This is a genomic window from Leclercia sp. TB492 (assembly GCF_049974505.2).
Classification (GTDB): domain Bacteria; phylum Pseudomonadota; class Gammaproteobacteria; order Enterobacterales; family Enterobacteriaceae; genus Enterobacter; species Enterobacter adecarboxylatus_C.
This window is the reverse complement of sequence record NZ_CM127572.1, coordinates 783416-806297: the sequence shown is the minus strand read 5'-3', so window position 1 is coordinate 806297 and position 22882 is coordinate 783416. Positions and strand designations below refer to the sequence as shown.

Annotated in this window: 23 protein-coding genes; 17 read left to right on the top strand and 6 right to left on the bottom strand. The window is 56.5% G+C overall.

The genetic code is table 11. The features are described from left to right. Window positions 1-48 precede the first annotated feature (48 nt). From dksA to ACP4QI_RS03705, 12 genes are all read left to right on the top strand, one after another. Entirely contained in the window at window positions 49-504 is a 456-nt protein-coding gene (gene dksA / locus ACP4QI_RS03760; RefSeq protein WP_012016093.1) for an RNA polymerase-binding protein DksA, read from the top strand. Between the two features lie 69 nt (window positions 505-573). Then, window positions 574-1464, top strand: coding sequence for a tRNA glutamyl-Q(34) synthetase GluQRS (gene gluQRS / locus ACP4QI_RS03755; RefSeq protein ID WP_426495591.1), 891 nt, complete (start codon window positions 574-576; stop codon window positions 1462-1464). 53 nt (window positions 1465-1517) lie between these two features. Beyond that, window positions 1518-2915 (top strand): polynucleotide adenylyltransferase PcnB, encoded by a 1398-nt coding sequence (pcnB, locus tag ACP4QI_RS03750; RefSeq protein ID WP_426495590.1) that lies wholly within the window; start codon window positions 1518-1520, stop codon window positions 2913-2915. Continuing rightward, window positions 2912-3391 carry a 2-amino-4-hydroxy-6-hydroxymethyldihydropteridine diphosphokinase gene (gene folK / locus ACP4QI_RS03745; protein WP_231313049.1) on the top strand — a complete coding sequence of 160 codons (480 nt, stop codon included), beginning with the start codon at window positions 2912-2914 and terminating at the stop codon, window positions 3389-3391. Before pcnB ends, folK begins: the two co-directional genes overlap by 4 nt. A 122-nt stretch (window positions 3392-3513) precedes the next feature. Continuing rightward, window positions 3514-4305, top strand: coding sequence for a 3-methyl-2-oxobutanoate hydroxymethyltransferase (panB, locus tag ACP4QI_RS03740; protein WP_231313050.1), 792 nt, complete (start codon window positions 3514-3516; stop codon window positions 4303-4305). 11 nt (window positions 4306-4316) lie between these two features. Continuing rightward, the gene (gene panC / locus ACP4QI_RS03735) at window positions 4317-5171 is read left to right on the top strand and encodes a pantoate--beta-alanine ligase (protein WP_285127337.1); all 855 of its coding nucleotides are present in this window, start codon (window positions 4317-4319) and stop codon (window positions 5169-5171) included. Between the two features lie 84 nt (window positions 5172-5255). Continuing rightward, window positions 5256-5636, top strand: a complete 381-nt coding sequence (gene panD / locus ACP4QI_RS03730; protein WP_032616579.1) for an aspartate 1-decarboxylase — start codon at window positions 5256-5258, stop codon at window positions 5634-5636. Between the two features lie 160 nt (window positions 5637-5796). Next, the gene (locus tag ACP4QI_RS03725) at window positions 5797-6540 is read left to right on the top strand and encodes a fimbrial chaperone (protein ID WP_260609622.1); all 744 of its coding nucleotides are present in this window, start codon (window positions 5797-5799) and stop codon (window positions 6538-6540) included. A 40-nt stretch (window positions 6541-6580) separates the two neighbouring features. Then, window positions 6581-9100 carry an outer membrane usher protein gene (locus ACP4QI_RS03720; protein WP_426495565.1) on the top strand — a complete coding sequence of 840 codons (2520 nt, stop codon included), beginning with the start codon at window positions 6581-6583 and terminating at the stop codon, window positions 9098-9100. Between the two features lie 14 nt (window positions 9101-9114). Beyond that, on the top strand, window positions 9115-9699 hold the full coding sequence (locus tag ACP4QI_RS03715) for a fimbrial protein (protein WP_426495564.1): 585 nt from the start codon (window positions 9115-9117) through the stop codon (window positions 9697-9699). A 23-nt stretch (window positions 9700-9722) separates the two neighbouring features. Beyond that, window positions 9723-10277 carry a fimbrial protein gene (locus tag ACP4QI_RS03710; RefSeq protein WP_426495563.1) on the top strand — a complete coding sequence of 185 codons (555 nt, stop codon included), beginning with the start codon at window positions 9723-9725 and terminating at the stop codon, window positions 10275-10277. A 66-nt stretch (window positions 10278-10343) separates the two neighbouring features. Further along, window positions 10344-11429 carry a fimbrial protein gene (locus ACP4QI_RS03705; protein WP_426495562.1) on the top strand — a complete coding sequence of 362 codons (1086 nt, stop codon included), beginning with the start codon at window positions 10344-10346 and terminating at the stop codon, window positions 11427-11429. Window positions 11430-11431: 2 nt separating this feature from the next. Here the strand turns inward: ACP4QI_RS03705 and ACP4QI_RS03700 are convergent, their stop codons facing one another. From ACP4QI_RS03700 to ACP4QI_RS03685, 4 genes are all read right to left on the bottom strand, one after another. After that, window positions 11432-12679 (bottom strand): polysaccharide deacetylase family protein, encoded by a 1248-nt coding sequence (locus tag ACP4QI_RS03700; protein ID WP_426495561.1) that lies wholly within the window; start codon window positions 12677-12679, stop codon window positions 11432-11434. A gap of 62 nt (window positions 12680-12741) precedes the next feature. Further along, window positions 12742-13182, bottom strand: coding sequence for a PTS sugar transporter subunit IIA (locus tag ACP4QI_RS03695; protein WP_426495560.1), 441 nt, complete (start codon window positions 13180-13182; stop codon window positions 12742-12744). A 105-nt stretch (window positions 13183-13287) separates the two neighbouring features. After that, the gene (locus ACP4QI_RS03690; RefSeq protein WP_032616576.1) at window positions 13288-14058 is read right to left on the bottom strand and encodes an ABC transporter permease; all 771 of its coding nucleotides are present in this window, start codon (window positions 14056-14058) and stop codon (window positions 13288-13290) included. Continuing rightward, window positions 14055-14981: an ABC transporter ATP-binding protein gene (locus ACP4QI_RS03685; RefSeq protein WP_106994272.1), complete on the bottom strand. Its 927-nt coding sequence runs from the start codon at window positions 14979-14981 to the stop codon at window positions 14055-14057. The genes ACP4QI_RS03690 and ACP4QI_RS03685 overlap by 4 nt, the downstream gene beginning before the upstream one ends. Window positions 14982-15088: 107 nt before the next feature. Here ACP4QI_RS03685 and can point away from each other — a divergent pair, with 107 nt between their 5' ends. Continuing rightward, a complete protein-coding gene (can, locus tag ACP4QI_RS03680) occupies window positions 15089-15751 on the top strand; it encodes a carbonate dehydratase (RefSeq protein ID WP_285127343.1) in 663 nt (220 codons plus the stop codon). A 102-nt stretch (window positions 15752-15853) separates the two neighbouring features. Here can and hpt read toward each other — a convergent pair whose 3' ends face one another. Continuing rightward, on the bottom strand, window positions 15854-16390 hold the full coding sequence (hpt, locus tag ACP4QI_RS03675) for a hypoxanthine phosphoribosyltransferase (protein WP_142488266.1): 537 nt from the start codon (window positions 16388-16390) through the stop codon (window positions 15854-15856). Window positions 16391-16595: 205 nt separating this feature from the next. Between hpt and ACP4QI_RS03670 the strand changes: the two genes are divergently transcribed. Further along, window positions 16596-18983, top strand: coding sequence for a glucose/quinate/shikimate family membrane-bound PQQ-dependent dehydrogenase (locus tag ACP4QI_RS03670; protein WP_142488265.1), 2388 nt, complete (start codon window positions 16596-16598; stop codon window positions 18981-18983). A gap of 73 nt (window positions 18984-19056) precedes the next feature. Here ACP4QI_RS03670 and cueO read toward each other — a convergent pair whose 3' ends face one another. Then, complete coding sequence (cueO, locus tag ACP4QI_RS03665; RefSeq protein WP_285111148.1) at window positions 19057-20598, bottom strand: multicopper oxidase CueO; 1542 nt, start codon at window positions 20596-20598, stop codon at window positions 19057-19059. 145 nt (window positions 20599-20743) lie between these two features. Here cueO and ACP4QI_RS03660 point away from each other — a divergent pair, with 145 nt between their 5' ends. The 3 genes from ACP4QI_RS03660 (at window position 20744) to speD (ending at window position 22859) form a co-directional block, all read left to right on the top strand. Beyond that, on the top strand, window positions 20744-21091 hold the full coding sequence (locus ACP4QI_RS03660; RefSeq protein WP_103178301.1) for a YacC family pilotin-like protein: 348 nt from the start codon (window positions 20744-20746) through the stop codon (window positions 21089-21091). Window positions 21092-21201: 110 nt separating this feature from the next. Further along, a complete protein-coding gene (speE, locus tag ACP4QI_RS03655) occupies window positions 21202-22059 on the top strand; it encodes a polyamine aminopropyltransferase (protein ID WP_231313061.1) in 858 nt (285 codons plus the stop codon). A 5-nt stretch (window positions 22060-22064) separates the two neighbouring features. Then, complete coding sequence (gene speD / locus ACP4QI_RS03650; protein ID WP_426495559.1) at window positions 22065-22859, top strand: adenosylmethionine decarboxylase; 795 nt, start codon at window positions 22065-22067, stop codon at window positions 22857-22859. Window positions 22860-22882 lie beyond the last annotated feature (23 nt).

Below are 22882 nucleotides of genomic sequence, written 5' to 3'. Positions count from 1 at the left end.
TTTTTCCCCCAACACGGGGATCGATAGTGCGTGTTAAGGAGAAGCAACATGCAAGAAGGGCAAAACCGTAAAACATCGTCCCTGAGTATTCTCGCCATCGCTGGGGTGGAGCCGTATCAAGAGAAGCCGGGCGAAGAGTATATGAACGAAGCCCAGCTGTCGCACTTCAAGCGAATTCTTGAAGCATGGCGTAATCAACTCAGGGATGAAGTCGATCGCACCGTTACTCATATGCAGGACGAAGCTGCTAACTTCCCGGATCCGGTAGACCGTGCCGCCCAGGAAGAAGAGTTCAGCCTTGAACTGCGTAACCGTGACCGCGAACGCAAACTGATTAAGAAGATTGAGAAGACGCTGAAAAAAGTCGAAGACGAAGATTTCGGCTTCTGCGAATCCTGCGGTGTCGAAATCGGTATTCGTCGTCTGGAAGCCCGTCCAACAGCCGACCTGTGCATCGACTGCAAAACGCTGGCAGAAATCCGCGAAAAACAGATGGCCGGTTAATCCCGGTTCTGTCTTAACGCTATCACAGGCGGGAGTCTTCTCCCGCCTGATTACTTTCTGCGCTGTGTAATTATGCCTGTTGACTACATTGGGCGCTTCGCGCCATCCCCCTCTGGCGAACTGCATTTTGGCTCGCTCATTGCCGCCCTTGGCAGCTATCTGCAAGCCCGTGCCCGTCAGGGTATCTGGCGCGTGCGTATCGAAGATATTGACCCCCCGCGTGAAGTTCCCGGTGCAGCAGAGACCATTCTGCGTCAGCTGGAACATTACGGCCTGCACTGGGACGGCGAGGTGCTGTGGCAGTCCCAACGTCACGATGCCTATCGCGAACGTCTGGCCTGGCTCCACGCCCAGGGACTCTCTTACTACTGCACCTGCACCCGCGCGCGCATTCAGAGCGTCGGCGGGGTTTATGACGGCCATTGCCGCACGCTGCATCACGGCCCGGAAAACGCCGCGGTACGCGTGGTGCAACAGCATCCGGTCACCCGGTTTACCGATCGGTTGCAAGGCGAACTCCATGCCGATCCACGGCTGGCGGACGAGGATTTTATTATCCATCGCCGGGACGGGCTGTTTGCTTACAATCTGGCAGTCGTGGTGGACGATCATTTCCAGGGGGTAAACGAAATTGTCCGCGGGGCCGATCTGATCGAACCTACCGTGCGGCAGATTTCGCTCTACCAGCTGTTTGGCTGGCCGGTACCGGACTATATCCATTTGCCGCTGGTGGTGAATGAAAAAGGGATGAAACTCTCGAAACAGAATCATGCCCCGGCATTACCGACAGGCGATCCTCGCCCTGTTCTTATCAATGCTTTACAATTTCTAAACCAGGATGTAACACATGAGTGGCAGGATCTGCGAACCGAAGAATTACTGGAAAAAGCGGTGGCCCAGTGGTCGCTAAACCGCGTGCCGAAAATCCAGCATTCTCAAATGCGTCTCGCTGAGCTATGATTAGCCGCTATTTTTTGTCCTGAATTCTGAAACACACACTACCGAGGTGTATTATTTTTACCCGAGTCGCTAATTTTTGCCGTAAGGTGCTGAGCCGCGATGAGAGCATGGCGGATGACGTCATTGTTCAAAATACGATGTCGGTTATTCCGCGCGAGCAGCATGCTATTTCCCGCAAAGATATCAGTGAAAACGCCCTGAAGGTCCTTTATCGCCTGAATAAAGCCGGCTATGAGGCGTATCTCGTTGGTGGCGGGGTGCGTGACTTACTGTTGGGCAAAAAGCCAAAAGATTTTGACGTGACCACCAGCGCCACGCCTGAGCAGGTGCGTAAATTATTCCGCAACTGCCGCCTGGTCGGTCGTCGCTTCCGTCTCGCCCACGTCATGTTTGGGCCTGAGATCATCGAAGTGGCAACCTTCCGTGGTCATCACGAAGGCACGCCATCAGACCGTACGACCTCTCAACAGGGTCAGAACGGCATGCTGCTGCGTGACAACATCTTTGGCTCTATCGAAGAAGATGCCCAACGTCGCGATTTCACCATTAACAGCCTCTATTACAGCGTGGCTGACTTTACCGTCCGCGATTTCGTGGGTGGGGTACCGGACCTTAAAGCCGGTGTGATCCGCCTGATCGGCAACCCGGAAACGCGCTACCGTGAAGATCCGGTGCGTATGCTGCGCGCCGTGCGTTTTGCCGCCAAGCTGGATATGCAGATCAGTCCCGAGACCGCCGAGCCGATCCCGCGCCTGGCGACGCTGATCAACGATGTGCCGCCGGCGCGTCTGTTTGAAGAGGCGCTGAAGCTGCTGCAGGCGGGCCACGGTTTTGCTACCTATCAGCTGCTGCGTGAATACAGCCTGTTCCAGCCCCTGTTCCCGACCATCACGCGTAACTTCACCGAAAAAGATGACAGCGCGATGGAACGCATCATCGATCAAGTGCTGAAGAATACCGATAACCGCATTCAGAACGATATGCGCGTTAACCCGGCGTTCCTGTTTGCCGCGATGTTCTGGTATCCGCTGCTGGAAACGGCGCAGAAGATTGCCCAGGAAAGCGGCCTTGCCTATTACGATGCCTTCGCCTTAGCCGCCAATGACGTGCTGGATGAAGCCTGCCGCTCGCTGGCGATCCCGAAACGCATTACCACGCTGGTGCGTGATATCTGGCAGCTTCAGCTGCGGATGTCCCGTCGTCAGGGTAAACGCGCCTGGAAGTTAATGGAGCATCCAAAATTCCGTGCGGCTTACGATCTGATGGCCCTGCGTGCCGAAGCGGAAAACAACCGCGAGCTGCAGCTTCTGGTGCAGTGGTGGGGTGAGTTCCAGGTTTCTGCACCGCCGGCGCAGAAAGACATGCTGGGCGATCTGGACGAAGAGCCGGCACCGCGTCGTCGTCACCGTCGTCCACGCAAGCGCGCCCCGCGTCGCGAAGGCGCGGCATGACGCTGGCGTATATCGCCATCGGCAGCAACCTGGCTTCTCCGCTGGAGCAGGTCAATGCTGCCGTCCAGGCGCTGGGCGACATCCCGCAGACCCGCGTTGTCGCTCTCTCCTCGTTTTACCGCACGCCTCCGCTGGGCCCCCAGGACCAACCCGACTACCTGAATGCCGCTATCGCGCTCGACACGGCGCTTAACGCCGAGGCGCTGCTGGACAACACTCAGCGCATCGAGTTGCAGCAGGGTCGCGTGCGCAAAGAAGAGCGCTGGGGGCCGCGTACCCTCGACCTGGACATCATGCTGTTTGGTGATGCGGTGATTAACACCGAGCGCCTGACGGTGCCGCATTACGACATGAAGCGCCGCGGCTTTATGCTCTGGCCGCTGTTCGAAATTGCCCCTGACCTGATCTTCCCCGATGGCGAAAGCCTGAGCGCCCTGCTGGCGCAGCTTAACGCCGAAAAACCTGCCCGCTGGTAACAGCAAAATTTTATTGATTAACCACAAAATATTTGTGGTTAATCGGTTGCCTAAAATCATTGTTCCCTCGAATGTTACTGTTAGAATGCGCAAAGATTCGCTTTGGGCTATCAGGAAACAGTATGAAACCAACCACCATCGCCACCTTGCAGAAATGCAAACAGGACAAGCAGCGCTTCGCCACTATTACGGCCTATGACTACAGCTTCGCCAAACTCTTTGCCGAAGAGGGTATTAACGTCATGCTGGTGGGCGACTCGTTAGGGATGACGGTCCAGGGACATGACTCCACTCTGCCGGTGACGGTAGAGGATATTGCTTACCACACCCGGGCGGTGCGTCGCGGGGCCCCCGCCTGCCTGCTGCTCGCCGATCTGCCGTTTATGGCTTACGCCACGCCGGAACAGGCGTTTGAGAATGCCGCCACGGTGATGCGCGCCGGGGCCAACATGGTCAAAGTGGAAGGCGGCGCCTGGCTGATCGACACCGTACGCATGCTCACCGAGCGCGCGGTGCCGGTCTGCGGCCATCTGGGATTAACCCCGCAGTCGGTCAATATCTTTGGCGGCTATAAGGTGCAGGGGCGCGGTGACGCCGCCCAGACGCTGTTTGATGATGCGCGGGCTTTAGAAGCCGCGGGCGCGCAGCTGCTGGTGCTGGAGTGTGTGCCTGTCGCGCTGGCGAAACGTATCACCGAGGCCCTCTCCATTCCGGTGATCGGCATTGGGGCCGGTAACGTCACCGACGGCCAGATCCTGGTGATGCACGATGCGTTTGGGATCACCGGTGGGCATATCCCGAAATTTGCGAAGAATTTCCTTAGCGACGCAGGCGACATGCGCGGCGCGGTCAGGCAGTATATTGCCGACGTTGAATCGGGTGTTTACCCGGGTGAAGAACACAGTTTCCAGTAAGGAGTCTTGTTGTGCTAATCATTGAAACCCTGCCGCTGCTGCGCCAGCACATCCGCCGCTTGCGCCAGGAAGGTAAACGTATCGCGCTGGTGCCCACCATGGGCAACCTGCATGATGGCCATATGAAGCTGGTGGACGAAGCCAAAGCCCGCGCCGATGTGGTGGTGGTGAGTATTTTCGTTAACCCGATGCAGTTCGACCGTGCTGACGACCTGGCGCGCTACCCGCGTACGCTGCAGGAAGACTGCGAGAAGCTGAAAAAGCACCAGGTCGATTTCGTCTTCTCCCCTGCCCCGAATGATGTCTATCCGAAAGGCACGGAAGAGACGACCTTTGTCGACGTGCCGGGTATCTCCACCATGCTGGAAGGGGCCAGCCGTCCGGGTCATTTCCGCGGCGTCTCCACCATCGTCAGCAAGCTGTTTAACCTGGTGCAGCCGGATATCGCCTGCTTCGGTGAGAAAGATTTCCAGCAGCTGGCGCTGATCCGCAAAATGGTGGCCGACATGGGCTACGACATCGATATCGTTGGCGTGCCGATCGTGCGGGCCAAAGACGGCCTGGCGCTGAGCTCGCGCAACGGCTACCTCACCGCCGACCAGCGTAAAATCGCCCCGGGTCTGTATAAGGTGATGAGCACCATGGCGACCCAGCTGAAAAATAAAGAACTGAGCAGCGAAGAGATTGTAGCCCTGGCGGAACAGACGCTGAACGATCGGGGTTTACGTGCTGACGATGTCCAGATCCGCGATGCCGATACCCTGCTGGCGCTCTCCGCTGACAGCAAACGCGCGGTGATTCTGGTTGCCGCATGGCTTGGCCAGGCGCGACTTATCGATAACACAGTAGTTGAACTGGCTCAGTAAGCACTGAGCATATCCATGCTAACGGATTAGTTTTCTTCAGCCCCTTCTTCGGGAGGGGATACGACAAAGAGTTAAGGTAACGTCATGATTCGCAAAATGCTGCAAGGTAAGCTTCACCGTGTGAAGGTCACGCAGGCCGATCTGCATTATGAAGGCTCCTGCGCGATCGATCAGGATTTTCTCGACGCAGCGGGTATTCTGGAAAACGAAGCCATTGATATCTGGAACGTGAGTAACGGCAATCGTTTCTCAACCTATGCTATCGCGGCTGAACGCGGTTCTAAAATTATCTCCGTCAACGGTGCGGCAGCGCACTGTGCCAACGTGGGTGATATCGTCATCATCGCCAGCTTTGTCATGATGTCCGATGAAGAAGCGCGCCGCTGGCAGCCGAAAGTCGCCTACTTTGAAGGTGACAACGACATGAAACGTACCGCGAAGGCGATTCCGGTTCAGGTCGCCTGATGCTAACGCCCGGAATTGCCTGAACATCAGGCAATTCCACTTTTTTTTCCTCTCTTTTTACTCTCGTTATTCCTCTTCTCCCCCTCGCGGCTGCCTTACTATTTTCCCCATTCACACACCTCTCTTAATGCAATGCCGTTGATTACCGCCGGGAGCCCTCATGCCACTGTTTATTTCCCCGTTCAGCAAAAGCGTATGCGCCCTGACGTTAGCTATCGCCGCCTGCACCTCCTGGCAGGCCAGCGCGGATATTGTGATTTCCGGCACCCGGATTATTTACCCGCAGGTGGCGAAAGACGTCACCGTCAATCTGCAAAACCGGGGCGATAAGCCGCTGCTGGTGCAGTCCTGGCTTGATGATGGCCGCGATACGGTCGATCCCCAGCAAATTAAGTTGCCGTTTATTATTACTCCACCGGTCAGTCGCGTGGATCCACAGCAGGGGCAGGCCATCCGCATTACCTGGCTCGGCCAGACCATGCCAAAAGACCGGGAATCCCTGCTGTGGTTTAACGTCCTCGAAGTCCCGCCGAAAGCGAAAAATGACGGCGATCGGAGCCGCTTACAGCTGGCTTTCCGCACGCGCATCAAGCTCTTCTTCCGCCCCGACGGGCTGGCGGGCTCCCCTGCTGACGCCCTCAAGCAGCTGAGCTGGCAGATGAAGCGCGAAGCGAAGGGTCAGTATCTGGTCGCCAGCAATAACACGCCGTGGAATATCTCGCTGGCCAGCGCCAGCTTCGCCGCAGCAGGCAAAAACCTGGCGGTGGAGAGCCACTCCATCAAACCTTTCTCCCGCGAAGAGATGAAGATCGGCGGCGCGACGACGGCCACTTCCGGCACGGTGAAATGGGTGGCGATTAATGATTTCGGCGGCACGGAAGAACATCAGTCAGCCGTGAATTAATTCCTGCTTATCCGCACCTCAGGATACGGACATCCTTGATATGAACAGGCGTTTCTCCTTTATCTGCTTATCGATTTGTGCGGCGATCTCCGTCAGCGCGCAGGCCCGGGATGATGTCGAATTTAACGAGCAGTTTCTGTTTAATACCGGCAGCAAAATCGACGTAAGCCGCTATTCCCGGGGCAACCCGGTGATGCCCGGAGAGTATCGCACCGCAATCCGCGTCAACGGCGTGGCGAAAATGACCACCGCCGTGGTGTTTAACGATAACGGCACCCCGCAGGCCAGCCCCTGCCTGACCTTGCCGCTGCTGAAACAGCTGGATCTACAGACCGCGCAGCTGACAGACGATGGCAGGTGTGTGGATATGGCGAAAGCGTATCCCAGCTCCTCGGTGGCGTTCGATACGGCGACCCAGTCCCTTGATCTTACGATTGCGCAGGTCGACCTGGTCAGGCGCCCGCCGGGCTACGTTGACGCTTCGCGCTGGGATGCAGGTATTCCCGTCGGCCTGCTGGCATACGATCTCAACGCCTGGCACAGCCAGAATCCACAGTCAACGCAGGATACGGCCTACGCGGGGCTCCGCTACGGCTTTAACCTCGGCGCATGGCGGTTCCGTTCCCGCGGCAATGCCAACTGGGACAGGGAAACCGGCTCGCGCTATGCCCAGCAGGATATCTACCTGCAGCGGGATATCATCCCCCTGAAAGCCCAGATGCTGGTGGGGGACTCTTATACCCGGGGCGATGCTTTTGATTCCGTCTCCCTGCGTGGGGTGCGTCTCTACAACGATGACCGGATGCTGCCCAACGGCTTATCCAGCTATGCCCCGACGATCCGCGGCGTAGCCAACAGCAACGCCAAAGTCACGGTAACGCAAAGCGGGAATACCATCTACCAGACCACGGTACCGCCCGGTGCCTTCGAGATTAACGATCTCAACACCACCGGGTACGGTAACGATCTGAACGTCACCATCACCGAGGCGGACGGCAGCCAGCACGCCTTTTCGGTGCCCTATTCGTCGGTGGCGCAGATGTTGCGCCCGGGATTTGCCCGCTGGGATACCGGCGCAGGGCAGTTGAAGGACGATACCCTGCATGACAAGCCGCAGCTGGCCTATGGCGATATCTATTACGGGCTCAACAATACTTTCACCGGTTACACCGGGGCGCAGTATCTGGATGTAGGCTTTTATGCCCTCCTCGCCGGGCTGGCAATGAATACCCGCATGGGGGCGTATGCTCTGGATATCACCCGGTCCCGGGCGCAGATCGCTGACCTGCCCGCCATGGAGGGGCAACGGTATCGTCTGTCGTATAACAAAACGGTAAGTGAAACCCAGACCTCCCTTAACCTCTCCGCCAGCCGGTATGCCAGTGAAAAATATCTGAGCCTGTACGATGCCGCCGAACTGCATGAACGAATGACCTATCGGGACGAGCGCGAAGACATCCACGCCCTGCAACGCATGAAGAACCAGCTCCAGGTCAACATTAACCAACCCCTGAAAACCCGGACCACCGATCTCGGTTCGCTGTACGTCAACGGCAGCTGGCAAAGCTACTGGAACGCCAGCGGCACGACCTCCAGCTATTCGATGGGCTACAGCAATACGTTTCGCTACGGCAGTTACACCGTTTCGCTGCAGCGCACCTATGACGACACCGGCAGACAGGACGACAGCCTCTATCTGAGCGTCAGCCTGCCGTTTGATTCGCTGCCGGGCAGTCATCATCGCCCGGGGGGCTTTTCCAGCCTGAATATCGGGATGAATTCCGACTTCAAAGGCAGCAATGGACTCAATATGACCGCCAACGGCAGCTCTGCTGACAACCGTCTGAGCTATAGCGTCACCACCACTGCTAACCAGAGCCCGGACAGCAACCTGAGCCAGATCAGTACCTACGGCAGCTACAACAGCGCCTGGGGCCCGCTTGGCATCTCCGCATCGACCAGCAGCGATCGCAGCCAGCAGTACTCCGCCACCTACAGCGGCGGCATGCTGCTCCACGCCGGGGGCCTGACCTTAACGCCGGGCAGCCCGGGAGAGGCCGACGCGCTGGCGCTGGTGAAAGCCAGTGGCGCGACGGGCGCGAGGTTGACCAACGGCAACGCTGAGATTGGAACGTCTGGCTATGCCGTGCTGCCGTATCTCTCGGCGTACAAAGAGAACCGCATCACTCTCGACACCAGCATGCTGACGGCTGACGTTGAAGTGAAAAACAACAGCACGGTGGCAATTCCGCGCAGCGGCGCCGTCGTGATGGTTGATTTTGCCACCAATCAGGGACGTTCGGCGGTGCTGGAGTTACAGCGTGATGACCAGGGGTTTATTCCCCTCGGGGCTGAGGTTTTTAATCAAAAAGGAGAAGAAATTGGCACAGTCGGACAAGCTGGCCAGGCCTATGTCAGAGGTATCGAAAAGAGTGGAACGCTGCGCGTGGTATGGGGCGCAGGCAAAGAAAGCACCTGTACCGTGCGTTATCGAATGGATTCTGGCGCTCAGAAGGTGGGACTGACCACGATTTTGAACAACCAGATATGTCACCTATAGATGGAACAAACATCATGACTATCTTTTTAAACAAACTCCCCCGGCAGGCGATGTGCTCTGCCGCCCTGCTCCTTATCTGCAGCAGCTACGCTCAGGCGGCGGATAACCTGGATGTCACTTTTAGCGCGAATATTCGCGAAACCACCTGCGATATCAAAATTGATGGCGGTACCGGAGATGGCACCAGCAATACCATCACGCTGGGTACCGACGGCAAAGCCCGGGTCGACGATATTGCCAACGGGGCGGTGAAATTTCCCTTCAGGCTGGTGATCACAGAATGCCCGTCCAGCCTGACCGCGCTGAAAACCGTGGTCAGCGGCACGGTGGTATCGGACGTCAAAACCGCGCTGGACAACAGCGTTCCGGTGAAGAGCGGCGGAGCGAGTAACGTAGCCCTCACCATTTCCCGCGCCGACGCCCCTGAAGCGCCGTTTGAAATTAACGCTACCGATGACAGTAAACGCCTGGTCTGGACAAGCAGTGAAATCAACAGCAAGGAAGTTGACCTGCTGGCTACGCTGATCGAAACCAAAACTGACGGCGCCATGACCGGACAGTTCTCGACGCAGGCGACCTTTAATTTTACCTATGAATAACCCTGCAGAGTAAGGAAACAAGGATGAAACACAACACTGCAATTCTCGCGTTGGCCCTCGCTGGTGGGTTATTTTCCGCGTTTTCCAACGCGGCCATCACCGGCACCAGCTCCCTGAGCGCCACCTTTGTCTCCACCGTTGTACCGGGAACCTGTACGGCAAACGTGACGGATGCCGCGGGTGCAGAGGCAACGGAGATTAAATTTAACGACGTATTTAAATCCGATCTAATTAACAAGAGCCGTACTGAAGCCTTCAACGTCGTTCTGAGCAATTGTTCGGGAGTGCGTACCGCACAGGTCACGGCGATGGCAGGTGCTGGCGGCGACTGCTCGACCTCCACCAGCGATAACTTTGGCGCAACCCATGCCACGGCATTCGAGCTCTGGAATGGCGACGTGGATAACGGCGTTCGTCTGAGCTGTAAAACCCGAACGTTACAAAAGGTGGTGATCGCCGACGGCGGCGCCAGTCTGGCGATGAACGCCCGTATCGTGATTGCCGATGACAAAACCATCGACGATGTGACGCCCGGCGATGCCTCATCGCTGATCACCTTCCTGGTGGAATACCAGTAAATCTGTGCGCAGGGCAAATCTGCCCTGCGCCCTGCCGTAAGAAAAAGAGAGATCGGTGTGAGAGCCTTGCTTATTTTACTCGCCGGGTTGTTCGTCCTGCTGTTGACCCGTCCGGCGCTGGCTGACATGAGTTGCTACATCAATGAAGACGCGGCGGGGGCTTACGCAGTGGGCAACTCACCGCTTATGGTGCTGGATCCGGGCAAAGTCACTACACCAACCCGCCTGAACGCCACCTACACCTTTGTTATCCCCTTCAGGGGGGGTAATCCGCTGGGGTGTAAAACGCTTGAGCCCTGGGATAACGCGGTGCATTTCATTACCGACGCCGGCGCCAGCCTGGACACCCGCTACACCACGCCTGAAGGCTATGCCCTGATCAAGACGACCATTCCGGGGATCGATTTTACCCTCGAGCTGACCTGCTATACCGCCGACGGCTGTGGCAACAGCGGCGATCATCCCGACCTGTCGCTGTTTCTGAAAGGCGGCAACGGTTCGGAAGATGTTTTCCCCTCCATCAGCAGCGGGTACCCGTGGGAAAGCGCCGATGCCCAGTGGCGGCTGAAGATGACGATGTGGGTAACGCCTGATTTCCGGCCGCAAAAGGGCGTACCGAACGGATTTTCCCTGAACGGCACGCTGGCACGTTTTCAGATTGGGGGAACCACCCAGCCGGTCATCACCTTTGTGGCCTCATCCAGCACCCTGAATTTCACCGTTCCTGCCAGTAGTTGTGCGCTAGGCGTGGCGCAGGGCAGCAACGTCAGCAATAACAACGTGGCGCTCGGGGACTATTTTTTAAGCGACGTGAAGCAGGAGATGACGCGAGAAATTCCGTTCTCACTGACGCTCGAGAACTGCTATACCGCGAAGCTGTCGGTGAAGATGACTACCGCGTATCTCTCTGCCGACAATGAACTGCTGGGAAAAAGCAGCGGCAGCGCCAGCGGGATGGGGGTAAAGGTGACCAATACCGATAAAAACCTCAGTATGATGCCGGACGGTTCAAACAGCGCTGTCTACGATCGCAGCAATGACTGGTCAGCCCAGGAGAACCTCAACTTTTCGGCGCAGCTGAAAAAGGATGGTCAGACGCTCAAAGCGGGCGACTTTAACGCCGCCGCCACCTTTACACTCGATTATGAGTAGCCCTAACCCCGCGGCTGGTTGCTGATCAGCCGCGACATCTTCTCCAGCGAATCGGTGCGCAGGACGTAGAGCCGTTTTAACAGAAACGGATTATCCCCCGGCTTTACTTTGCCCTGCACCGTGGTCACTGCCAGGTGAAAACCGGCGTCGTTGGCCGCTTTTACCGCGATGTCGTTATAGCCGCCGAACGGATAAGAGAGATACAACACGTGCGGATTAAACTGCGCCAGCGCGCGGCGGGAGTGTTTAAAATCCATCAATACGTTGTGATAGCTGCGGCTCAGCAGGATTGGATGGCGGTTGTTATCCACCCGATGCAGGAAATGGGTGTGCGACTGCACGTCAAAGACATCCTGGATCTCACGCAGCTCGGAGATGCTCATAAACTGCAGCGTCTTCGGATCCCATTTCAGCGGGTGGGCTTTGATCCGCGAGGAGATAATGAACGCCGTGGCGTGAAAACCGTACTGCTTCAGGATCGGCCAGGCGTAGCGGCTGACTGACTTCAGGCCGTCGTCAAAGGTGATGACCACCGCGCGCGCCGGCAGATTCATCTTGTTGCGTACATAGCCTTCCAGCTGGTACATCGTCAGCGTGGTATAACCCTGATCGCGTAGCCAGGCCATCTGGTTATTGAAGGCGCGCACGCTGGTGGTGGTGGAGGTATGGCGATAGCGGGTGTTCTCTTCGTCCCGCAGGATATGGTGATAGGTCAGCACCGGCAGGCCATTATCCTCCTGCGCATCCAGGCTACTGACCCAGGCCAGGCGGTTGGCGATGCGGATCTGGTACCAGGTCTGATTAAGTCGATCCTTTAGCTTGCTGAGGATCGGGTAGCGCAGATTGTCTGTCAGGGTGCCGAACGGGGCGCTGCCGGCATTGGGGGCATTGTAGACCGGCGTATCCTTCCAGGTGATCAGGTTCTGGTTGCTGAGCGGCTTGTTCAGATCGCCGAGGCTGTCCTCCACGCGCTGCTTCCCCTGCACCTCGCCCAGATGCTCTTTGTCGATAAAGCCGGTGCCAAAGCCAAAGCGAAACTCATAGTAATCCGCCGCAGTGGGCACCACTGCAATAATCTGCCCGGCGCGCACGTTGCCGACGGTGACGACTTTGTTACCCACCTGCGCCCAGATGGCGGCATCTTCGGTGGTTTGCATATAGCGAGGCGGGAGCCCTTGCTGGCTGAGCAGACTGGCAGACACGCCGCCGGAGACCAGCAGCAGAAGCAGGAAAAAAATACGCGAGAGCATAGGGATTTATTCAGTACGAAAAACGGACGTCATTGTAACAAAAGCGCCAGCAATACCAATGCTTAATATTTCTCCGGGCTATGGAGCAGGACAAAGGGCGGGTTTTTCTGCTGCTGATGCCACAGGCTGCTGACCTCCGGTGCGCCACGGGCAACGATGGTGTCGCGAAAGCCGATGCTGTCGGTCATCTCCCGCAGAGGATACATCATCTCCAGCAATGGATAGCTGATGCCGGAGATCACCTCGCAGTTGTCGTGCTTGTGGCTGAGCAGTGCTGCTGCACGATAGGGCGCCGCGCCGGAGATGTCGGTCAGAAAGATTACCCCGTCTCCGCTGTCGACATGATGCTGGGCATCGCACAGCATGCGGCTGAGCATATTGACGCTTAATCCGCGCCAGAAATTAACCACCTGGCACTGCACCAGCGGCCCAAACCGGACGGCGAGCTTCTCCGCCATCTCCTGCGCATGTTCATCATGGCACGTGATCACCCAACCCAGCATCGTCACCTCTCCTCAGAAAGGGGTAGTCTAGCGGGGACAGGGGAATGAGGGGGTGATGGTGGTCAATAAACCGGCCCGGCAGCAGGACGCCGCCGGGCCTGAGGATCAGCTGCGCAGTCCGCGTCCGCGCTGGATGAGGTTCCAGCACAGCAGGTAGAAGGCAACGATGAAGATCACCAGCACGCCGACGGTGGTTGCCAGCGGCACGTCGGAAATGCCGAGGAAGCCAAAGCGGAAGCCGCTGATCATATAGACGATCGGGTTCAGGTGTGACAGCCCCTGCCAGAACGGCGGCAGCAGCGTCAGGGAGTAGAACACCCCGCCGAGGTAGGTCAGCGGCGTCAGAACGAAGGTCGGGATCAGGCTGATATCGTCAAAGGTTTTGGCGAATACCGCATTCAGCAGACCGGCCAGCGAGAACAGGACCGCCGTCAGCAGCAGCGTCAGGCCGACAAACAGCCAGGAGTGCACCTGGAACGGCACGAAGAACAGAGAAATGGCCGTTACCAGCACGCCGACGCACAGGCCGCGCGCCACGCCACCGCCGACGTAGCCAGCAATGATAACGTGGGTGGGCACCGGGGCCACCAGCAGCTCTTCAATGTTGCGCTGGAACTTGGCGCTGAAGAACGACGACGCCACGTTGGCATAGGCGTTGGTGATCACCGCCATCATAATCAGGCCAGGCACGATAAACTGCATATAGGTGAAGCCGTGCATCTCACCGATCCGCGAGCCAATCAGGTTGCCGAAGATAATAAAGTAGAGGGTCATGGTGATCACCGGCGGCACCAGGGTCTGGATCCAGATGCGCATGAAGCGGTTGATCTCTTTGGCCCAGATACTTTTCAGCGCCACCCAGTAAAGCTGCATCATGCGCGATCTCCTTGTTTCTCATGGACCAGGGAGACGAACAGCTCTTCCAGTCGGTTTGCTTTATTACGCATACTTAATACCTGAATCCCCTGCTGGCTCAGCTGGCTGAAGACGCTGTTGATCCCCTGCTCGCGCAGGACTTCCACTTCCAGCGTTGAGGTATCCACCAGACGGTACTGATAACCTTCCAGCTTCGGCAGCGCGCTTTTCGCCGCCAGATCGAGGATGAAGGTTTCGGATTTCAGCTTGGAGAGCAGGCTCTTCATCGAGGTGTTCTCCACCAGCTCGCCGTGCTGAATGATGCCGATATTACGGCACAGCATCTCCGCCTCTTCCAGATAGTGAGTGGTCAGGATAATGGTGGTGCCTTTGTCGTTTAAATCCTTCAAAAAGCCCCACATCGAGCGGCGAAGTTCGATATCCACCCCGGCGGTCGGTTCATCCAGAATCAGCAGTTTTGGTTCGTGCATTAACGCCCGGGCGATCATCAGGCGGCGCTTCATACCGCCGGACAACATCCGCGCACGTTCGTTGCGTTTTTCCCACAGATCGAGCTGCTTGAGATATTTTTCGCTGCGCTCAACCGCCTCTTTACGCTCCACGCCGTAGTAGCCCGCCTGGTTGACCACAATCTGCTGCACGGTCTCAAACGGGTTGAAGTTAAACTCCTGCGGCACCAGCCCCAGCTGGCGTTTGGCGTTCACCACGTCCTTTTCCAGGTCGTAGCCGAAGACTTTTACATGGCCGGAGGATTTATTCACCAGCGAGCTGATAATCCCGATGGTGGTGGACTTACCTGCCCCGTTGGGCCCCAGAAGCGCATAAAAATCACCGGCTTCGACTTTAAGATCTATGCCGCGCAGTGCCTGGACACCACCCGGATAGGTTTTTTTAAGCTGCTCGAGCTCCAGTGCAATGGTCATGAAATAGAGTTACCTATAGTGCTGACACGCGAAGTGTTGTTTTAAAAAAAATCGAGTTGCCCTATATTAGCGCAACGCATTAACCCGGTTACAGGCCGTTTATCTCCATGAATGACATAGATACACTCATCAGCAATAACGCACTATGGTCAAAGATGCTGCTGGAGGAAGATTCCGGATTTTTTGAGAAACTGTCTCAGGCGCAGAAACCACGCTTTCTCTGGATTGGATGCTCCGACAGCCGCGTTCCCGCTGAACGTCTGACTGGCCTCGAACCGGGCGAACTCTTTGTTCACCGTAACGTCGCGAACCTGGTGATCCACACCGACCTGAACTGCCTGTCCGTAGTGCAGTATGCGGTCGACGTGCTGGATGTGGAACACATCATTATTTGCGGTCACTACGGCTGCGGCGGCGTTCAGGCGGCGGTCGAGAACACGGAACTGGGTCTGATCGACAACTGGCTGCTGCACATTCGTGATATCTGGTTCAAACATAGCTCACTGCTGGGGCAAATGCCGCAGGAGCGTCGCCTGGATACCCTCTGTGAACTGAACGTGATGGAGCAGGTGTACAACCTCGGTCACTCCACCATTATGCAGTCGGCCTGGAAACGCGGGCAGAAAGTGACGATCCACGGCTGGGCGTATGGCATTCACGACGGCCTGCTGCGCGATCTGGAAGTGACCGCCACCAACCGGGAAACCCTGGAGCAGCGCTACCGTCGGGGCGTCTCAAACCTGACCCAGAAGCACGAAAATCACAAATAAGCCTGTAAAAAAGCCGGGTGGCGGCGTCGCCTTACCCGGCCTACAAAAGCGCGGTCCATAGGCCCGGTAAGCGTAGCGCCACCGGGCAATACCCACCTTAATTTACTCGTCCAGCAGCACCACTTTGCCGACATACGGCAGATGACGATAGCGCTGAGCATAGTCAATGCCGTAGCCCACCACGAATTCGTCCGGAATTGAGAAACCGACATACTCCACGGGAACCTGAACTTCACGGCGGGTCGGTTTGTCCAGCAGGGTACAGATCGCCAGCGATTTTGGTCCACGCAGGCTGAGAATTTCGCGCACCTTCGACAGGGTGTTACCGGAGTCGATGATGTCTTCAACAATCAGAACATCTTTGCCGCGAATGTCTTCATCCAGGTCTTTGAGAATTTTCACATCACGAGTGGTCGACATACCGCTGCCATAGCTGGAGGCGGTCATAAAATCGACTTCATGGGAGACCTGCACTTCGCGGCAGAGATCGGCCATAAACATGAAGGAACCGCGTAACAGACCCACCAGCACCATCTCGCTGCCGCTGTCTTTATAGTGTTCGGTGATCTGACGACCGAGTTCGGCGATACGCGCTTTGATCTCCGCTTCCGGGATCATCACTTCAACAGTATGTTTCATTTTACTAACCGTATGTTTTTATAACGAATTTCTCAATGCCGATGGCTTCACATCCGGCATCGCTACATAAGCCCTGAAGTATACCAGCAAATAGATCCTCCTGGCGCATCTGTTCATAAAAGCCAGATTTGTGATTCCGATCACACTTGTTAAGTCCTATACTTAATTGCTATCAAAAAATTAACAAACTTAAAGAGTACTTTTTATGGCGGAAACAAAAGTTCAACATTCACGGTTACTCGTGAAGCTAACAGCGCTGTTCGCAGCCCTGTGCGGGCTCTACCTGTTAATAGGTGGAGTCTGGCTGGTAGCCATTGGTGGTTCCTGGTACTACCCCATTGCTGGCGTAGTCATGTTAGGTGTCGCCCTGATGTTATGGCGCAGTAAACAATCAGCACTGTGGCTTTATGCCGCCTTACTGCTTGCCACGATGATCTGGGGCGTCTGGGAGGTCGGTTTTGACTTCTGGGCTCTGACCCCGCGCAGCGATATCCTGGTCTTCTTCGGTATCTGGCTGATCCTGCCCTTCGTCTGGCGTCGACTGTTCGTACGCTCCGGCGGTGCCGTTACCGCGCTGGTCGTGGCGCTGCTGATCAGCGGCGGGATCCTGACCTGGGCTGGCTTTAACGATCCGCAGGAGGTGAAAGGCACGCTGAATGCCGACGCCACCCCTGCCGCACCGATTTCCGAAGTGGCAGATGCCGACTGGCCTGCCTATGGTCGTAATCAGGAAGGCCAACGCTACTCCCCGCTGAAGCAGATCAATGCCGATAACGTGCACAATCTGAAAGAGGCCTGGGTATTCCGTACCGGCGACCTGAAGCAACCCAACGATCCGGGCGAACTGACCAACGAAGTGACGCCGATTAAAGTGGGCAACATGCTTTACCTCTGTACTGCTCACCAGCGTCTGTTCGCGCTGGATGCCGCCACCGGTAAAGAGAAATGGCACTTCGATCCGCAGCTGAAGACCAATAACTCGTTCCAGCACGTGACCTGCCGTGGTGTCTCTTACCACGAAGCACGCGCTGATAACGCCAGTCCGGAAGTGATCGCCGACTGTCCGCGCCGCATTATGCTGCCGGTCAACGACGGTCGTCTGTTTGCCATTAACGCCGAAACCGGCAAGCTGTGCGAAACCTTTGCCAACAAAGGCGTGCTGAATCTGCAGACCAACATGCCGGATCAAACTCCGGGTCTGTATGAGCCAACCTCGCCGCCAATCATCACTGACAGAACCATCGTGATTGCCGGTTCAGTAACGGATAACTTCTCCGTGCGCGAAACCTCCGGCGTTATCCGCGGTTTTGACGTCAACACCGGTAAACTGCTGTGGGCCTTTGATCCGGGTGCGAAAGATCCAAACGCTATCCCGTCGGATGAACACACCTTTACCTTCAACTCGCCGAACTCCTGGGCACCAGCGGCCTATGACGCGAAGCTGGACCTGGTCTACCTGCCGATGGGCGTGACCACACCGGATATCTGGGGTGGTAACCGTACGCCGGAACAGGAACGTTATGCCAGCTCTGTCCTGGCGCTGAACGCAACCACCGGTAAACTGGCTTGGAGCTATCAGACCGTTCATCACGATCTGTGGGATATGGATATGCCGTCCCAGCCGACGCTGGCGGACATCAACGTTAACGGCCAGACCGTACCGGTGATCTACGCCCCGGCGAAAACCGGCAATATCTTCGTGCTGGATCGTCGTAACGGCCAATTGGTCGTGCCGGCGCCGGAAAAACCGGTTCCGCAGGGCGCAGCGAAAGGCGACTACGTCACCAAAACCCAGCCGTTCTCGGATCTGAGCTTCCGTCCGAAGAAAGACCTCAGTGGGGCAGACATGTGGGGCGCCACGATGTTTGACCAGCTGGTGTGTCGCGTGATGTTCCACCAGATGCGCTATGAAGGCATCTTCACACCACCGTCCGAGCAGGGCACACTGGTCTTCCCGGGTAACCTGGGGATGTTCGAATGGGGCGGTATCTCCGTGGATCCGAACCGTCAGGTGGCGATTGCCAACCCGATGGCGCTGCCGTTTGTCTCGAAGCTGATCCCACGCGGTCCGGGCAACCCAATGGAGCAGCCGAAAGACGCGCAGGGTACCGGTACCGAATCCGGTATTCAGCCGCAGTACGGCGTGCCGTACGGCGTGACGCTGAACCCGTTCCTCTCTCCGTTTGGCCTGCCGTGTAAACAGCCTGCCTGGGGTTATATCTCCGCGCTGGATCTGAAAACCAATCAGGTCGTATGGAAAAAACGTATTGGTACGCCACAGGACAGCATGCCGTTCCCGATGCCGATCCCGGTGCCGTTCAATATGGGTATGCCGATGCTGGGTGGCCCAATCTCCACCGCCGGTAACGTGCTGTTTATTGGTGCAACTGCCGATAACTACCTGCGCGCGTACAACATGAGCAACGGTGAGAAACTGTGGCAGGGTCGTCTGCCAGCTGGTGGACAAGCCACGCCAATGACCTATGAGGCCAATGGTAAGCAGTTTGTGGTGATCTCCGCAGGTGGTCACGGTTCGTTTGGGACGAAGATGGGCGACTATATTGTTGCCTATGCGTTGCCTGACGAGAAGTAAAAGCAAAACGGCAACGAAAGTTGCCGTTTTTAGAACTGTAGGCCGGGTAAGGCGTAGCCGCCACCCGGCTTTTTTATACCGTGAATCCGAGCATCATCCCCGTATCTTCATGCTCTAACAGATGGCAGTGCGCCATATAGGCATACTCTTTCGGCGCGTCATGATCGAACTTCACTAATACCTCGCTCACCCCGCCCTCAACGCGCACCGTATCCTTCCAGCCCGCGCGATGCACCGCAGGCGCTTTACCGTTTTCCGTCAGGATGCGGAACTGGGTGCCGTGAATATGGAACGGATGCAGCATCATGTCCCCTTCCCCCGAGATCGTCCAACGCTCATACCGCCCTTTCGCGGCCGCGAACTGCGGCGTGTGCATATCGAAGGCTTTGCCGTTAATCCGGTTGCCGTTACGGAAGTCGAACCCATGCATGCTGTGATCCATCCCGCCCATGTTGCCATGATCCATCTGGCCGTGATCCATCCCCGCCATGGCCTGATGGCCGTACTTCTTCATTAAGGCCTGCATGCCCATCATGTCGAGCATCGGATCCATCGACAGCTGCAGTTTCCGCTGGGTCAGCCCCTCCAGCGACGGCAGAGCTGGCATGCTGGTCAACGTATCCGGCAACTCGCCGGAAGCCGTTACCAGCAGCGGCTGAATGCGCAGCACCGGCTGCGGCTTATCGAACGGCGCCACCGCCATTCCCATCTGGCTGACCGGCAGGGTCATCAGGTCAAACGCCTTACCGTCGCTGATATCCACCAGCACCTCAAAACGCTCGCCCATCAGCATCGGCAGCTCGGTCACTTTCACCGGCTCAGCCAGTAGCCCTCCGTCGCTGGCGACCACGTACAGCGGGCGTTTATCGCTGGCGGCAAAGTTAAGCGAGCGCGCATTACAGCCGTTGAGCAGGCGCAGGCGTAGCCAGCCTTTCGGGGCATTGTGCTGCGGGTAGATCGCGCCGTTGGTCAGCAGCGTATCGCCAAACCAGCCCACCGCGGCGCTCATCACATCCAGCTGATAGTCAATCTGCCCGTCAGCGGCGAACTTTTTGTCCTGGACGATCACCGGCACATCGTCAATGCCCCACTGCTTTGGCAGGCGCAGCAGGCGGCTTTCGTCATCCTCAATCAGCACCAGCCCGGCGAGCCCCATCGCCACCTGATGCCCGGTTTTTCCGTGCTGATGAGGATGGAACCAGCAGGTCGCCGCACGCTGCTCCGGGGTAAAGGTCACCGTTCTCTGGCCGCCGGGTTTGATGATGCCGTGCGGGCCCCCGTCCACCTCGCCCGGCACTTCCAGACCATGCCAGTGGACGGTGGTCTCTTCATTAAGGGTGTTGTGAATATTAACGGTTAACGCTTTTCCCTTGCGTAGCTGAATGGCCGGGCCCAGCAGATTGCCGTTGTAGCCCCAGGTGGTGGCGTTGTGCGGTCCGAAGGTCGTTTTGCCCGCCTGCACCACCAGCTTCACCTGATTACGCGCATCGGGGGTGAGTAAATTGGGGATTGGCAGAACGGGATGCTCAGCGGCAAAAGCAGCTCGGCTCCACAGCGGTAACGCACTGGCGACACTCAGTGCGGCAGAATATTTTAAAAAATCACGGCGTTGCATGTTCATCTCCTTATTCGCAGCAGGCGATGCCATGAGCATAAACCCTCCCCTTGCCGGAAGGTCAAGAAAAGCGGAAATAATAAAGATCGTCGCACCGGCGGGAAGTGTGCTAACGTTGAATTTCCGTGACGTATTGGTAGAAGCAATGAAGACGTTTTTCCGAACAATCCTGTTCAGCACCCTGATGATAAGTTGCGCAAACAGCTATGCGCTGAGTGAAAATGAAGCCGAAGACATGGCGGATTTAACGGCGGTGTTTGTATTTCTGAAAAATGACTGTGGCTACCAGAATTTACCTAACGGTCAGATTCGTCGCGCGCTGGTCTTCTTTGCTCAGCAGAACCAGTGGGATCTGAGCAACTACGACAGTTTCGATATGAAAACCCTCGGTGAAGACAGCTACCGCGATCTCAGCGGCATCGGCATTCCCACGGCAAAAAAATGTAAAGCCCTGGCTCGCGACTCGCTGAGCCTGCTCGCCTACGTTAAGTAACTCCCCTCCCGATGCCCTTTTGCTGAATTGATGACCGTGCAACCACGGTCATTGTTAGCTATGATGTTTCGCCCGTTTTAACCGGGTGTTAACAAAGGAGGTATCATCCCATGGCCGAAAAGACATTGTGGCACGAAACGCTGCATGACCAGTTTGGACAGTACTTTGCCATTGATAACGTGCTCTATCACGAGAAAACCGATCATCAGGATCTGATCATTTTCGAAAACGCGGCCTTTGGCCGGGTGATGGCGCTCGATGGTGTGGTGCAAACTACCGAGCGTGATGAATTCATTTATCACGAGATGATGACCCATGTACCGCTGCTGGCCCACGGCAATGCGAAACATGTGCTCATCATCGGCGGCGGCGACGGCGCTATGCTGCGTGAAGTGTCCCGCCACAAAACGATTGAAAGCATCACCATGGTAGAGATCGACGCCGGTGTGGTCTCCTTCTGCCGCCAGTATCTGCCCAATCACAATGCCGGAAGCTACGACGATCCGCGCTTCACGCTTGTGATCGACGACGGCGTTAATTTTGTTAACCAGACGACGCAAACCTTCGATGTGATCATCTCCGACTGCACCGATCCGATTGGGCCGGGCGAGAGCCTGTTTACCTCTGCGTTCTATGAGGGCTGCAAACGCTGCCTGAACCCCGGCGGCGTCTTTGTCGCCCAGAACGGCGTCTGCTTCCTGCAGCAGGATGAGGCCCTCGACAGCCACCGTAAGCTGAGCCATTACTTTACCGACGTGAGCTTCTATCAGGCGGCGATCCCGACCTACTACGGCGGCGTGATGACCTTTGCCTGGGCGACGGATAATGAAGCCCTGCGTCATCTCTCTACCGGCATTATTCAGGCGCGCTTCCAGCACGCCAATCTGACCTGCCGTTATTACAACCCGGCCGTCCATACCGCAGCCTTTGCTTTGCCGCAATATTTGCAAGACGCTCTGAGGGGGTGAATGAATTGAAAAAGCTGAAACTGCATGGCTTTAACAACCTGACCAAAAGCCTGAGTTTTTGTATTTACGATATCTGCTATGTGAAAACGGCGGAAGAGCGCGATGGTTATATCGCCTATATCGATGAACTCTATAACGCCAACCGACTGACCGAGATCCTGTCAGAAACCTGCTCTATTATCGGCGCCAATATCCTGAACATCGCCCGTCAGGATTATGAGCCCCAGGGTGCCAGCGTCACTATTCTGGTTAGCGAAGAGCCGGTTGACCCCACGCTTATCGATAACACCGAGCACCCTGGCCCGCTGCCGGAAGCGGTGGTGGCCCATCTCGATAAGAGCCATATCTGCGTGCACACTTACCCGGAGAGTCACCCGGAAGGCGGGCTATGTACTTTCCGTGCCGATATTGAAGTGTCGACCTGCGGTGTGATTTCGCCCCTCAACGCGCTGAATTACTTAATTCATCAACTTGAGTCCGACATCGTAACCATTGATTACCGCGTGCGCGGCTTTACCCGTGATATCAACGGCATGAAGCACTTTATCGATCATGAAATTAACTCGATTCAGAACTTCATGTCTGAGGATATGAAATCGCTGTATGACATGGTGGATGTGAACGTCTATCAGGAAAATATCTTCCATACCAAAATGCTGCTGAAGGAGTTCGACCTTAAGCACTATATGTTCCACACAAAGCCGGAAGATTTAAGCGAAGACGAGCGCAAGGTCATTACCGACCTGCTGTGGAAAGAGATGCGCGAAATTTACTACGGCCGCAACATTCCGGCCGTATAAGATGCGTCCGGAGCAGGGAGGCT